At 51.6% G+C, this 14,993-nt stretch carries 9 protein-coding genes, 1 tRNA gene and 1 riboswitch; of the genes, 7 read left to right on the forward strand and 3 right to left on the reverse strand.

Translation table 11 applies throughout. The features are described from left to right. The first annotated feature begins 22 nt into the window (after nucleotides 1-22). From rplU to metF, 4 genes are all read left to right on the forward strand, one after another. The gene (gene rplU / locus I0P70_RS08810; protein WP_007657183.1) at nucleotides 23-331 is read left to right on the forward strand and encodes a 50S ribosomal protein L21; all 309 of its coding nucleotides are present in this window, start codon (nucleotides 23-25) and stop codon (nucleotides 329-331) included. 68 nt (nucleotides 332-399) lie between these two features. After that, a complete protein-coding gene (rpmA, locus tag I0P70_RS08815; RefSeq protein WP_076421363.1) occupies nucleotides 400-669 on the forward strand; it encodes a 50S ribosomal protein L27 in 270 nt (89 codons plus the stop codon). A gap of 320 nt (nucleotides 670-989) precedes the next feature. Continuing rightward, nucleotides 990-1,099, forward strand: a riboswitch (SAM riboswitch). Between the two features lie 71 nt (nucleotides 1,100-1,170). Continuing rightward, nucleotides 1,171-4,878, forward strand: a complete 3,708-nt coding sequence (metH, locus tag I0P70_RS08820; protein ID WP_196116801.1) for a methionine synthase — start codon at nucleotides 1,171-1,173, stop codon at nucleotides 4,876-4,878. 48 nt (nucleotides 4,879-4,926) lie between these two features. After that, nucleotides 4,927-5,883, forward strand: a complete 957-nt coding sequence (gene metF, locus I0P70_RS08825) for a methylenetetrahydrofolate reductase [NAD(P)H] (RefSeq protein ID WP_196116810.1) — start codon at nucleotides 4,927-4,929, stop codon at nucleotides 5,881-5,883. 181 nt (nucleotides 5,884-6,064) lie between these two features. Here the strand turns inward: metF and I0P70_RS08830 are convergent, their stop codons facing one another. The 3 genes from I0P70_RS08830 to hemW all read right to left on the reverse strand — a co-directional run bounded on the left by I0P70_RS08830 (nucleotide 6,065) and on the right by hemW (nucleotide 8,457). Then, nucleotides 6,065-6,835 carry a cyclase family protein gene (locus I0P70_RS08830; RefSeq protein WP_196116812.1) on the reverse strand — a complete coding sequence of 257 codons (771 nt, stop codon included), beginning with the start codon at nucleotides 6,833-6,835 and terminating at the stop codon, nucleotides 6,065-6,067. Nucleotides 6,836-6,848: 13 nt separating this feature from the next. Continuing rightward, nucleotides 6,849-7,259 carry a hypothetical protein gene (locus I0P70_RS08835; protein WP_007655133.1) on the reverse strand — a complete coding sequence of 137 codons (411 nt, stop codon included), beginning with the start codon at nucleotides 7,257-7,259 and terminating at the stop codon, nucleotides 6,849-6,851. A gap of 70 nt (nucleotides 7,260-7,329) precedes the next feature. Then, nucleotides 7,330-8,457, reverse strand: coding sequence for a radical SAM family heme chaperone HemW (gene hemW, locus I0P70_RS08840; protein WP_196116823.1), 1,128 nt, complete (start codon nucleotides 8,455-8,457; stop codon nucleotides 7,330-7,332). 178 nt (nucleotides 8,458-8,635) lie between these two features. On the opposite strand from hemW, the gene I0P70_RS08845 reads away from it, so the two are divergent. The 3 genes from I0P70_RS08845 to I0P70_RS08855 all read left to right on the forward strand — a co-directional run bounded on the left by I0P70_RS08845 (nucleotide 8,636) and on the right by I0P70_RS08855 (nucleotide 14,992). After that, complete coding sequence (locus I0P70_RS08845) at nucleotides 8,636-10,438, forward strand: POTRA domain-containing protein (RefSeq protein ID WP_230392079.1); 1,803 nt, start codon at nucleotides 8,636-8,638, stop codon at nucleotides 10,436-10,438. An 85-nt stretch (nucleotides 10,439-10,523) separates the two neighbouring features. Then, nucleotides 10,524-10,600: transfer RNA gene (locus I0P70_RS08850), tRNA-Met, on the forward strand. 636 nt (nucleotides 10,601-11,236) lie between these two features. Next, nucleotides 11,237-14,992, forward strand: coding sequence for a gliding motility-associated C-terminal domain-containing protein (locus I0P70_RS08855; RefSeq protein WP_196116826.1), 3,756 nt, complete (start codon nucleotides 11,237-11,239; stop codon nucleotides 14,990-14,992). Nucleotide 14,993: the final 1 nt, after the last annotated feature.

Raw genomic sequence — 14,993 nt, forward strand, 5'->3', positions numbered from 1 at the left:
TTTAAATCATACATTGAAGCTGATGTACGCAATTGTAGAAATCGCAGGTCAACAGACCAAAGTAGAGGCCGGAAGGTTCATCTACGCTAACAAGCTTTCCGGCAATGATGGTGACGCCGTTGAGTTCACCAATGTTCTTCTTACTGATGATAACGGCACTGTTACTTTAGGTGCTCCTTTCGTTAGCGGTGTTAAAGTGGTTGGTAAAATCCTTGGCAACGTGAAAGGCGACAAAGTGATCGTTTTCAAAAAGAAGAGAAGAAAAGGATACCGCAAGAAGAATGGTCACCGCCAGCACTTCACGAAGGTCCTGATCGAGAGCATTGGTTAAGCAGTAAGAAGAAATTAAACGTTGAATTTTTCAGGTGTTTCATCGCCCTGAGTAAATAGTTAAACAAAATGGCACACAAAAAAGGAGCTGGTAGTTCTAACAACGGTCGTGAGTCGCATTCTAAACGACTTGGCGTTAAGATTTACGGTGGCCAGGATATCATCGCTGGTAACATCATTGTAAGACAAAGAGGTACTGCACACCACCCAGGTAAGAACGTGGGTATGGGCAAAGACCACACACTGTTCGCTATGGTTGACGGTGTAGTTCAATTCAAAAAAGGTGTTAAGAACCGTTCATTCGTTTCTGTAGTACCTAAAGTAGAAGCAGAAGCTTAATTCTGACCGATACAAAAGGCCCCTGGGCTTTGAAACAAAAAGGGATCACCAGCAAGGTGGTCCCTTTTTGTTTTACCCTAACGAAAATACTCGCCTATGGGGAGAACAATCAGATTTTGCCCCCGTATAAGAAGGTATAAAGAGTTATAGAGTGAAAACAATTAAACTCTTTTAGGAAAGGGACACTTTTGGTGTCCCTTTCTGTTTTTATACCTTTCGTGCACAGCTGTAAAGCCTGGCTCCATACCTGTTCTCGATTTCATCCTATCCTAATGCAACAAAAATTCGCCTTTTGCGGATAAGTGTGTATCTTTACAGCATTCTTATCAAGAAAGACCGAGGGACAGGGCCCGATGACGTCTTAGCAACCTTGTACCAGCTTGGTGCTAATTCCCTTCTCAGCCATACCTTGGCCGGGAAAAGATAAGAGAGTATATCCTTCCTTGGGTGTCCTTCTTGATAAGCGCGTATGTAGACTTAACCAAGAGGGGAACACCAAACATGACCACACCACATCATCCGATCCATACCTTGCTGCAGGAGCGCGTTCTCGTGCTCGATGGCGCCATGGGCACCATGATCCAGCGCTATCAGCTCTCCGAAGCCGATTTTCGTGGCGAGCGCTTCAAGGATCATCCGTCCGACCTGAAAGGCAACAACGATCTGCTCTCCATTACCCGGCCCGATATTATCAAGGCTATCCACACCGAGTACCTCGAAGCCGGCGCCGACATCATCGAAACCAATACCTTTAGCGGTACCAGCATTGCCATGGCGGATTATAAGCTGGAGCACATAGTGTATGAACTCAACTACGAGTCGGCAAGGATCGCACGTGAGGCGGCGGACGAAGCCGAGGTCAACGATCCGGCGCACAAACGCTTCGTAGCAGGTGCCATCGGCCCGACGAACCGCACAGCTTCCCTCTCCCCCGATGTAAACAACCCGGGCTTTCGAGCCATTACTTTCGACCAGTTGGTGGAGGCTTATTACGAACAGGTGCGCGGCCTGGTAGACGGCGGTGCTGATTTGCTGTTAGTGGAAACCGTGTTTGATACCCTTAACTGTAAAGCAGCCCTCTTTGCCATACAGCAGCACGTGAACGATGGTGGCAAAGAGCTTCCGATCATGGTGTCCGGCACAATCACTGATGCCAGCGGCCGTACCTTGTCCGGGCAGACGGTAGAAGCTTTCTGGAATTCGATTTCACATGCGCCTGTCCTGAGCGTGGGCTTTAACTGTGCGCTGGGCGCCCGACAACTGAAGACGCACATCCAGGAGCTGTCGCGCATATCCAACTGTTACATCAGCGCCTACCCGAATGCCGGTCTGCCAAACGCCTTTGGCGGCTACGACGAAACAGCCCAGCAGATGGGCGCCATTGTGGAGGAGTATCTGAAGGAAGGTTTAGTGAACGTACTGGGTGGTTGTTGTGGCACGACGCCAGTACACACCAGAGTAATCGCAGACCTTGTGCGCAGGTATAAACCGCACGTTCCCACTCCCGTAGCTCCCCTCCCTCGCTACAGCGGCCTCGAGCCCCTCACCATTACCCAAGATACCCTTTTTGTGAATGTCGGCGAACGCACTAACGTAACCGGTTCTAAGAAATTCTCCCGCCTGATCGTCGATGGCAAGTTTGAAGAAGCGCTCTCCGTTGCCCGACAGCAGGTAGAAGGAGGTGCCCAGATCATTGACGTAAATATGGACGAAGGCATGCTCGACTCAGAGCAGACCATGACCGACTTCCTTCACCTGATTGCCTCCGAACCCGACATAGCCAAACTGCCTATCATGATCGACTCTTCTAAGTGGAGTGTGATTGAGGCTGGTTTAAAATGTGTGCAGGGCAAATCGATTGTAAACTCCATCTCATTAAAAGAAGGCGAAGAGGCTTTCAAGAAGCTTGCCCGCAAAGTACGCCAGTATGGTGCGGCTGTAGTTGTGATGGCTTTTGACGAACAGGGGCAGGCAGATACATTGCCTCGTCGCATTGAGATCTGTGAGCGCTCCTATCGCATTCTGGTTGACGAAGTGGGCTTCCCGCCGCAGGACATTATTTTTGACCCGAACATACTCGCCATCGCCACAGGTATAGAGGAGCATAATAACTATGCCGTCGATTATATCGAAGCGGTGAAATGGATAAAAGCCAATCTGCCCCATGCACAGGTAAGTGGCGGGGTGAGTAACCTCTCCTTCTCCTTCCGTGGCAACGATCTGGTGCGTGAGGCCATGCATACGATTTTCCTATACCACGCTGTGCAGGCAGGTATGGACATGGGCATTGTGAACGCTGGTATGCTGGGGATCTACGAAGAGGTGCCGCTTGAACTCCGCAACTTAATCGAAGATGTGATTTTCAACCGACACCCAGACGCCACTGAGAAGCTCGTGAACTATGCCGAGACCATCAAGGGCAAGGGCAAAACAGCTACTGCCGCTGACAATGCCTGGCGTGAGGCTCCTGTAGAAGAACGCCTTAAGCATGCCTTGGTGAAAGGTATAGTCGATTACATTGAAGAAGACACCGAAGAAGCCCGGCAGAAAGCCACTAAAACCCTGGACGTAATTGAAGGTCCGCTGATGGCAGGTATGCAGGTGGTGGGTGACCTGTTCGGAGCTGGTAAGATGTTCCTGCCGCAGGTGGTGAAGAGTGCTCGTGTGATGAAGAAATCCGTTGCCTACCTGTTGCCGTTCATGGAAGCTGAGAAAGCGGGTTCCTCCTCCTCCGCACAGGGCAAGATTCTGATGGCTACGGTGAAGGGTGACGTGCACGACATCGGCAAAAACATCGTGGGGGTAGTATTGGCCTGCAACAACTACGAGGTGATAGACCTCGGCGTAATGGTGCAATTGGATAAGATCCTGGCAGAGGCCGAAGCACAGCAAGTGGACGTACTGGGCCTGAGCGGACTGATCACGCCGTCGCTGGACGAGATGGTCTACGTGGCGCAGGAGATGGAGCGACGCGGCATGAAAATTCCGCTGCTGATCGGAGGCGCGACAACTTCCCGTGTACATACAGCCGTGAAGATCGCCCCCCAGTACAGCGGACCGGTCGTGCACGTGCACGACGCCTCCCGCAGCGTAACAGTAGTGAGTAACCTGTTGGGCGGCAACCGCGAGAGTTACATTTCCGAGATCAGGGCCGAGTACAAGAAGCTGCGCGAAGACCACCTGAACCGCACCAATGACCGCGCTTTCGCCACCATAGAAGAAGCTCGCACCAACAAGTATCAGGTAGACTGGACGGCAACAGAAGTAACCAAGCCAAGCTTCACGGGCAACAAGGTATACACCAACTATCCTTTAGAAAAGATCATCCCGTACATCGACTGGACGCCGTTCTTCCATACCTGGGAGCTCAAGCGACAGTACCCGAAAATTCTGAACGATCCGGAATTGGGTGCGGAAGCCACCAAGCTGTTTGCTGATGCACAGGCCATGCTGCAGGAGATCGTAGACAAGCAATTGCTTGAAGCCCGTGCCGTGGTTGGTTTCTACCCGGCCAACGTGGCGGCCGACGATACCATTGAGGTATACACCGATGATTCACGTGAAAACGTGCTCACCGAGTTCCATACCTTGCGCCAACAGGGCAAGAAAGGAGCCAACGTTCCTAACCTTGCTTTCTCCGATTTCCTGGCCCCGAAAGAAACAGGTATAGCAGACTACATTGGCGGTTTTGTGGTGTCGGCGGGTTTTGGCATCGAGAAGCTGTTGGAGCAGTATGAGGCGGAGCATGACGATTATAAGTCTATTATGGTCAAGGCGCTGGCTGACCGTCTGGCTGAGGCTTTTGCTGAGCACATGCACGAGCAGGTGCGCAAAGAGCTGTGGGGCTACTCACCGGAAGAGCAATTGGATAACGAGGGCCTGATCAAGGAGCAATACAAAGGTATACGCCCGGCCCCAGGCTACCCCGGCTGTCCGGACCATACCGAAAAGATCACGCTGTTCAACTTACTCAAGGCAGAAGAAACGGGTGTGATCCTGACGGAGAACCTGGCTATGCATCCGGCATCGTCCGTGAGCGGACTTTACTTCTCTCATCCGGATTCACGCTACTTTGGCCTCGGCAAAATAGGCGAAGACCAGGTGGCTGACATTGCCCAGCGCAAAGGTATGGCTAAAGAGGAGTTGGAGCGCTGGCTCTCGTCAAACCTGAACTACGAGCCGAAACCAGTAGCGCAGCAGGCGGTGTAGAACCCCACCAACCATTTAACAATACAGCAATTTAACCATCAATATAAATTGAAAGTAACCGAGCACTTCCAGAATGCCAATGGCAAGACGCTGTTCACCTTTGAAATCTTGCCGCCACTCAAGGGCGAGAACATGAAAACCCTGTTCAGCCACATCGATCCGCTAATGGAGTTTAAGCCACCCTTTATCGACGTAACCTACCACCGCGAAGAGTACGTGTACAAGCAGCGGGAAAATGGGCTGTTAGAGAAGCGTAGCACGCGCAAGCGACCGGGTACGGTAGGGATTTGTGCGGCCATCCAGAACCACTATAAGGTAGACACGGTGCCGCACCTGATCTGCGGCGGCTTCAGCAGAGAGGAGACAGAAAATGCCCTGATCGACCTGCACTTCTTAGGTATAGACAATGTGCTGGTATTGCGTGGCGACTGCGTGAAGAGCGAGCAGCGCTTTGTGCCGGAGCCGGATGGACACACCTATGCAACAGAGCTGATTGGGCAGGTCGTGAACATGAACAAGGGCTGTTACCTGGATGAGGAGCAGGCTTACCACAATGGTACTGATTTCTGCATCGGTGTGGCGGGCTATCCGGAAAAGCACTTCGAGGCACCTAATATAACGTCAGATTTGCGCTGGCTTAAAAAGAAAGTGGAGCTGGGTGCAGAGTACATTGTGACGCAAATGTTTTTCGATAACCAGAAGTACTTCGACTTTGTGAAGCGCTGCCGTGAAGAAGGTATAAACGTGCCGATCATTCCGGGTCTGAAGCCGATGACCACCAAGACGCAGCTGACACTTTTGCCGAGCCTGTTTCACATCGAGATTCCTTGCCCACTAGCAGATGCCATCGAGGCCTGTGCGGACAACAAGGCCGCTGTACAGGTAGGTGTGGAGTGGGCCATACAGCAATCGAAAGAGCTGATGGAATTTGGCGTGCCTTGTCTGCACTACTACTCCATGGGTAAATCGGAGTCGGTGCGGAAAGTCGCTGAAGCCTTATTTTAAAGAAACCTCAACTAAACTAAACCTAACCTTAAGGCTGGGGCTTTTGGCGCCAGCTTTTCTTTTTTATAGGTATACCTATACCTACTGCACGACCTCACAGTGTCTCCCAGACCTGTGAGCGTCTAGCCGGCTATGAAACAAGTTTCAGGCGCTCACGAGAGCTGACACAAAATGTGAGTTTTTATAAAGTCGGGAAGACAGGTGACAGCTTGTACAGTACTGGCTTGCTGGGGCTGGCGTCGAGTTGCAGGCTAGCAATTTGGAGATTGAGCAGGTATAGCCCATCGTCTACCTGATCCGGTACATAGATCAGCTCTGTAATGGTGGCGCCACAACGGGTGTTTTTGGGATACTGCCAGAAAGCATGGTGGCAGAGCAGTTTGCCTTCGTCCAGTTCACGGTCTACGGAGGGCAGGTCGAGGAGTAGGTGCTGTATACCTTTCTCAGCCAGGTACTGTCCGATGGTGTGCTCCAGGTAGGGTGGATTGGTACCGGAGTAATGGCGGGTAAGTTTGTCATCTGAGTTAGGCAGGGTGCGGATGATGAGCGCTTCACATTTTATACCTTGCAGCTTCTCCTTTACATCCTCCAGCATTACCACTTCGTCACCATTTTCCTGCTTTTGCGGTTGCACCGTAATTAATTGCGCTACAAAAAGGAAGCGCTTCAGACAGTTGTGAATAGTGGCATGCTCGTCGGAGGAGATGTGGCCATAGCACTCAGTGTGAGTGCCGTTGCCGTGTGGTGTTACATGTATGCGCTTGTAATTGGTGCTGCCCCCTTCTGCTACACTTCCCACAAAATCTCCCACCCGGATCACATCAAAAGCCACCGGCTCAGCCCAAAAACATTCTGGTTGTAGCTGACCGTCGTGCAGGGGCATCGAAATGTCGAGCGGCTGTATTGGGTCGAAGGTATAGGGCTGGTCACGGTAAGTGATGGAGGCTTCCATGGAACTGAGGCTTTTAATCCCGAAGCCACCGCAAGGCGGCTTCGTCGCTGGTAAAGTTTTTGACTTCGAAATTCACGCAGCCCAAGGCTTCAGCCCTCGTAACAACAGCCTCAAACGAAAGTCTGTTAAACACATTTTCGGGCAGCACACGGGCCAGTTTTTTCAGGCCCAGGTCGGAAAGCGACTTGTAATAAGTTGTAGACAGCCACTCCTTGGTGTAGGGCAGTAGCTTGCCGATGGCCATGGCATTCAGGAGCAGCTTGTCAATGTTGGACTCCTGCAGCAGCTGGCTTATCCTTTCTGCTGTTTCAAGCATCTCGCTGTGCTCCACAGGGCGTAGCCAGGTATTGGCCAGAATACCGTGCTGGCGGTCCGTGGCAATTCGGCTGATGTCATTCAAGTAAAGTGTTTCCAGTAGCTGCATGGTGGTGTGGCGCGGAGCTATATCCGCCTGCTACCAAATCTACGAATAAATCTGAAATAAACTGCGAAAGCTATTCCACCATCAGGTCCAGGGTGATCTGGTCGGCAAGCAGCTTGCCCTGATCAGTTAGGTAGAGCACATCCGCTTCGATCCAGGCCAGGCCTTTATTGTGAAGCTGCTGCAGGTATAGCTGGTGTTGTGACTGCAAGTCATAGCCATACCTGTCGCGCATCACTTTCAGGTCACAACCCCAGATGGTGCGGAGTGTGGTAAGCAGGAAGTCGTTGGCCTGGTCGGCGAGTGTGAGTTCTTCTACCTCGGCAGGTATAGTGCCTTCGCTGATGGCGGCGGTATACTTGCGGTTGTTGGCCACATTGTACTGCCGGCTATGCCCGTTGAAGGAATGCGCACTCGGGCCCACCCCCAGGTAGTGAACCCCACGCCAGTAATTGCTGTTGTGCCGCGACTCGTGGCCGGGTTTACTGAAGTTTGACACCTCGTACTGCACAAAGCCGTGCACTTTCATCTGCTCCAACAGAATCTCAAACTGCTCCGCTGTAAACTCGTCCTCTGAAGGTTTGAAGGTCCCCTTCTTGCTCCATCGCCCCAAGGCTGTGTCAGGCTCGATGGTAAGGGCATAGCAGGAAACATGCTGCACATTGAGCGAGAAGAGCGTTTTTAGGTCCTCGAGCCAGATGCTATGATCCGGAGCAGGTATACCGTAGATCAGGTCCACGGTGATGTTATCAAAGCCAGCGGCCTGGGCGTCGCGTACACTCTGCAGGCTCTCCGTCGCATTGTGGGCGCGGTTCATCATGCGCAGGTGCAGCTCGTGAAAGGACTGCAGACCAATGCTCAGGCGGTTTATACCTGCCGCTTTCAACTCACGCAGCTTCTCTGGCGAAAGGTCATCCGGATTGGCCTCCAGCGTTATTTCTGCCTCCTCCGAAACTATAAACAAGTCTTTGATGGTTTGCAGTAGAAGTTGCAGCTCTTGCTGGGTGAGCAACGAGGGTGTGCCGCCACCGAAGTAGATCGTGCCGACCTCCTGCCCCTGCAGGTACTCACGGCGCAGCTCCAGTTCCCGGGCAATGGCTTGTATGGTAGCCTCCTTGTGCCCCATGGAGGTGCTGAAGTGGAAATCACAGTAGTGGCAGGCCTGCTTGCAGAAAGGTATATGGAGGTAGATGCCGGACAATTTTTTAATTGTTAAATTGTTGATGGTTAAATTGTTGTTCAGCCTGTGCTATATGTGAAAATAGCATGTGGTAATCCGTTCAGGCGGCCTTACCTTTGCAGGCAAGCTGTTGAGCAGATGCTTCTTGTTAATAGAGAAACAATTTAGCCCTTAAACAATTCAACCATTTAGCGTACAAATGTACAAAATCGCTGTCTTAGTCTGGTGCTTATTCCTATGGCTGCCCCTGCTGGTGCAGGCGCAGGACAAGCCGCCTGTGCCACAGCAGCAGGTGCAGCCGCCAACGCCTAAGTTGGTAAACCAGACAAAAGCAACGCTAAAGGTACACACGGCAAGTGCAGAGCGGCCCGTACTGCGACAGTACAACTACCGCACCCAGCATGCCGATACCGTAGAGGCCCGCAAAGAAGTCACGGCACTGGTACACCGGCTGCATCAGGATGCCTACCTGCTGGCCTCGGCTGACAGCTCGTACAAGCACGGCGATACGCTCCACGTGAAACTGCACATCGGCAGTCGCTTCGACTGGGCTGAGCTCCGCAACGGCAACCTGAGCGAAGGTATACTGATTGAGTCTGGCTTCCGGGAGAAGTTTTACCGCAATACACCCTTCAAGCCAGCCGAATACGCCCGTTTGCAGCAGCGCATCCTCGATTATGCCGAGCGCAACGGTTACCCCTTCGCTTCTGTCTGGCTCGACTCCATTCAGATAGCAGACAATAAAATAAAAGCGGCCTTAATGGTCGAAAAGGCTTTTATCGTCACTTACGACTCCCTGCAAGTGATGGGTGGCAGCAAAACACAGCCAAAGTTTCTGATGCGCTACCTGCAGCTATACCCTGGGCAGCCCTATAATCAGGATCAGGTAGAGGCTTCGCAGCGGATGCTCACTACCCTACCATACCTGAAGGTGGTGCGGCCCCCGCAGGTACAGTTCTATCGGGACAAAGCGCGGGTGGTTTATTTCCTGGAAGATCGCCAGACAAATCAGATAGACGGCGTGGTCGGTTTTTTGCCTGATCCGAGTCGCTCCGGCAACAAACTGCTTATTACGGGCGAGGCCAATATGAACATCCGCAACATCAAAGGCAGCGGCAAGCAGCTCGGCTTGCAGTGGCGTCGGGTGAATAAGGGTTCTGTGATCCTGAATGGCGAGTACCTACATCCCAATCTTTTCGGCACTCCCTTTGAGCTAGGTACCCGCTTCGGGCTGCTCAAGCAGGATTCCAGCTTTATCACTATACAGCCGCGGGTGCAACTGGCCTATAACACCATGCGGTATGGCCGCTTCAGTGTGTTCACGGAGTGGCGCAACTCCCGCATTCTCTCCACGGCTAGCCCGCAAAGCCTGCGGGCGCTCGACTTAGCCGATGCCCGCACCAATACCTATGGTCTGAACTACCTTTGGAACAACTTGGATGACTTCTATTTCCCCCGTAAAGGTCGTTTGGTGGAGTTGCAACTGGCAGCAGGGCGCAAGAAGCTGCTACGCAACCCAAGCTTGGAGAAGGAGTTTTACGATACGCTGGAGATGAATACAACCCAGCTTAGCCTTGGCGTGCGTCTGGAGAATTTCTTCAGGGTTGGCAAAAACAGCGCCTTATTGGCAAGAGTGCGAGGAGAGGCGCTGCTCAATGATCAGATCTTCCTGAATGACATGTACCGCATAGGCGGACTGGCATCCCTGCGGGGTTTTGACGAGTACTTCTTCTTTGCCTCCACCTACGGCATCGGCACGCTGGAGTACCGCCTGTTCACAGCAGAAGATTCCTACGTACTGCTCTTCTATGATCAAGGCTACTACCGCAGCGACCTGGAGCAATCCAAAGCCGAAGGCCTGCCACTTGGTGTTGGCGGAGGTATAAGTTTCAGTACCGGCGCCGGAATTTTTCAATTAGTGTATTCTGTCGGAAAATCGGAACAGCAGCCTATGTCACTGAGAGCCTCGAAGATACACTTTGGGATCACAAGTAAATTCTAAAGAAGCGCAATTTTTTTTTGAGGTTTTTAGTAACCTATACTTGCATTGTAAGTATGTTTATACTACTTTTGTAACACAATAACAGTGCGGGATGGAGCAGTTGGTAGCTCGTTGGGCTCATAACCCAAAGGTCACAGGTTCGAGTCCTGTTCCCGCTACCCAAGAAAGAAGCCTGATTCAGAAATGAGTCAGGCTTCTTTGTTTTTGGGCTGTACTGATCGGCCTGGCAGCTCAGTTGCTATGGGGAGCGAGTCACCTACCGTTCTATCAATAAAAAATGGATCCTCTTTATCCAGCTGTTGCCAAGCTGCCATGTCTCTAGGTGATGCATTATGCTGTTACTGTCCATTAGCAGTACTGCATTTGCGCATACGTAAGCACGCAGACCTTGAGCTATACCTGCAAACAGACTGCCCCATCTACTAAGTGTGGACGCTGACTGGATTCTACCTCCCTTCATCGCTTCTTCAATTTAGTCCAAAGCGGTTCAACACACAATTCCCCAATAAATATTGTTGTTACTATATTTAAACAGAATTATACCTGTTGCCGTAGAAAAGGGTCTTCTGCTGGGAGCAATTGTAAGAGTAAAGCCCAAACAATATTGCGCTTCGATTGTAAGCCAATTCTAAAAGAGAATTTATCGTTCACGGATTAAGGTATATGTGCTGTTTTTTAATTGTTTTACTTATATTTAAGCAATATTTGCTTTAAAATCATGCTCTGATAAATCATAACTAAAGGTTATATCGTTATAGTTTAGGCACGGCCCAAATTCACCCTTATAAAGCTTTCCTGATGCGTTCCATATTTCTTAAGGCCTTTAACCTGTGTTTCCTGGTGCTGGTGCTCTTCCTGAGTCAGGAAGTCAGTGCGAGTTTAGTTGACGATTGTGTTGTAGGTATTACAACCACAGGCAGTACAACCGTTTGCCAGGGTGAGAGTGTACGTTTAGAAAGCACCAGCAATTTTGATGCGACAAGTTGGGAATGGTACAGGGTGGTGAATGGCGTGGAAACAGCGCTAGGTATAAATGCCCCCGTTCTGGAAGCAACCATAGCAGGCGATTATTATGTGGTGGCGACTGGCGGAGACTGTACAGCACGCTACCTGGGTGTTATTCCTGTTACAATAACACCCACGCCCAATCGACCTACTTTTCGCATTGAGCCCACAACACCTATTTGCGCCGATGGAGTAACGCCTGTGGCATTTATTATTGAAACACCAGAAAACGACGTAAACTATACCTGGACCTTTGAGGACGGCTCTACTCAGACAGGGACTAGAGTGGAGAAAACTTTCAGTGAGCAGGGAGATGGCCTGGCCTCAACAAATGTGTCTGTTAGAGGAACAAGAGGAGGATGCCAAAGTGAACTAGTAACAAGAAGCGTATCTGTTCAGCGAATTCCTCGCATCCCTTTCACGGTAAGCTGGGAAAAAGAAGGCGGGGAAACTGGCGCAGGGAACAACTACTGCCTTGCAGAAGACGAGGAAGTTGAAGACATTAACATCAGGCCTATACTTACTATACCTGCCGACCAGCCGCACAGCAACGTGCGGCAGTACTTTGTCGATTGGGGTGATGGAAACGGAGAGCAGCCAATAAGCAGCTTCCCAGAAACAGGTCCGGTATACGCAGAAATTGGCGACTACGACATTAAGGTGAGAGCAGTGGGAGCCAACGGCTGCGAGAACACCTTCGAAACAACATTTTCTGTGGGCGATGAGCCAGAGGCCGTAATCACAGAAGAAGGCGTACAAACCGATCCTGATGGACCAGACCCTGAACCAGGAGGGAAAAAAAGAAGGCCTGTACCCGATGAAGGTGAGGATGATGAAATTGACTGTGAGCCTATAATCGTACCTTTTAAGAGCGAGTCTACGGGTGGCGGCCTTACCTATGCCTGGGAGGTAACCCCACAGCAGCCACAAGGCCTCGGCCCCGACAGCTGGGAGGTATACTCTGGCGGTCTGGAAGAAGAGTCTCTGGAGATAAAATTCAACAAAACAGGCATATATCTAGTTAAACTCACTGTTGACAATGAGTGCGGTGAGCCTGACGAAACAGAGCAGACAGTAGTAATCGGCTATCCATTGCTGTCGCTAAACCCAGAAAAGAGCATTTGTGGTCCTGGGCAGCAGGTTAGCTATAGTTCTGGAGGCACTGGAGGTGGTGAGGGTGCCGAGCCTGTGTCAATCGATCCAAATTTCGGCACAATCTCCCTAATCCGCTGGACGGTAACATTTGGTGGAACAGAGGTGGCAACCGGAAATAATGAAAGCTTCTCGTATACTTTCGGTCAGATTGGTACTTACACTGTGCGCATATACGCAGAGAACGAATGCGGTAACTCTGATTTTCAGGGACCAATTACCCAAACCGTAACGGTATACCCACCCCTCGATTCTGAACCAACTGTAACAACTCCTCCGGTATCTTGCCCGGGCGGCACTGTCAGCTTCAGAGCAACCGGACCAGCGGCTGGCGTGCGCTACCGTTTATTCGACGCTCAAATAGATGGAAACCTGGTTGCCGAAGCTGACGAGAGCGGCCGCTTCGAAATACCGGCTCCGCCATCTAACCGCGATTACTTTGTAGAGGCCTACAATGAAGTTTGCGAAAGTCCCCGTGCCCGCGTAACCGTAACAGTAGTGCCTGAAATTGTCAACATCATCGAAAATATCGACGGTGTTTGCGGAGGCGATCGTCCAGCTGAAATTACTGGCAATGATCCATCTGAGCAGGGTGGCACAGGTTATCTATATACCTGGGAATTTAGCACGACAGGCCCGACTGGCTCTTTTGCCACAGCGCCGAGCGGCAGCGACAACCCTAGCAACGGCCAGAACTACAGACCAAACGCCCTGAGCGAAACTACCTGGTTCCGCCGCGTGGTGCGCTTGAACAACTGCGATCCGAGCATTAGCAATGTAGTAGAAGTGCAGGCCGTACCTCGTATTACGGGCAATGCCACGGTGCAGGGCAACCAGGATGTTTGCGCGGGCGCTATACCTAACCAGCTTACGGGGGCTACGCCAGAGGGCGGAAACGGCAATCTAACAATTGAGTGGCAGTTTAGCACCACGGGGGCCACTGCCACAGATTATGCACCAGCAAGCGGCAACAACAGTGGCGCTAATTATGTTTTCACCCAGCCCATAAGCACCACAACCTGGTTTAGACGCTCCGTAACATCGGGCGGCTGTACGGTTGTGTCAGAACCGGTAGTGGTAACAGTTGTGCCCGAAATTGAGCGCAACGACCTAACCGCCACTCAGCAGGAAGTATGCACGGGCACAACTCCAGGCGCTATTATAGGAAGCGCCCCCACAGGTGGCACCGGTACCTATACCTACGAATGGCAAGTAAGTGTCACAGGCAGTGATGGCCCCTATACCTTAGTGACGAATGCCACGGGCAGAGACTATACACCAGGCACCTTAACCCAGACGAGCTGGTTCAAGCGCATCGTGCGCTCCGGCAACTGTCCCGAAGATGAGAGTAATGTAGTAGAAATAAGAGTGATAACGGTAACCGCGCAGGATAACAGCATACAGGCCGCACAGCCGCAGGTATGTGCCGGTTCGGTTCCCGGCCAACTGACGGGCACGCAGATCAGCGGAGTTACCTACCGTTGGGAAAGCAGCATCAGTGGGCCAACGGCAGGCTTCAATCCGGCCCCGGGCACGAATTCAGGACAGAACTATACACCGCCTGCTCTCACCCGCGATACCTGGTTCCGCAGAGTCGCCATAGTTGGCTCTTGTGAAAATGCTTCGGAGGTGGTGCAGCTGCAAGTGCAGGCCATACCAAGTGCCCCTATCCTGACGGTACAGGATGCCCGTGCCTGTGTTGGAGGCTCCGCCACGCTCACGGTCGCTAATGCCAACGGCAACACCATTGAGTGGTTTGATACCCCGACTGGCGGCTCTCCGCTTTTTGTCGGCACTACTTTCGTTACACCAGAGCTCAACGGCAATACTACTTTCTATGTGCAGGCCAGAAACAATAACAATTGTACCAACGCCACCCGCACAACAGTAAACGTGACTGTGGTAGAGCCTGTGGCTGATGCCGGCCCGGATGTTGAGATCATTCAGGGACGTCCTGCAGAGCTGCGTGCTTCAGGCGGAGTATCTTACCAATGGGAGCCCGCTGCCAGCCTCAGCAATGCCAATGTATCCAACCCGGTGGCCAGACCCGATGTGACCACCACTTATACGGTGACCATTACGACTGAAGAAGGCTGTACGGCAACTGATGAAGTGACCGTAACGGTTATACCTGCGATCACAGCGCCTAACGCTTTCTCGCCAAACGGTGACCGGGTGAATGATGTGTGGGAGATTGAGAACATTCAGAACTATCCGGATGCCCGCGTCGAGATCTTCAACCGCTGGGGTAACCAGATTTTCAATTCAACTGGCTATGCTACACCTTGGGACGGTACCTATAATGGCGAGTCCCTGCCAGTGGCGACTTATTACTACATCATTTATCTCAACAGCTCCGAAAAACCAATTTCAGGGCATGTGACTATTATTAGATAAT

The sequence above is a fragment of the Pontibacter sp. FD36 genome (assembly GCF_015686655.1).
Classification (GTDB): domain Bacteria; phylum Bacteroidota; class Bacteroidia; order Cytophagales; family Hymenobacteraceae; genus Pontibacter.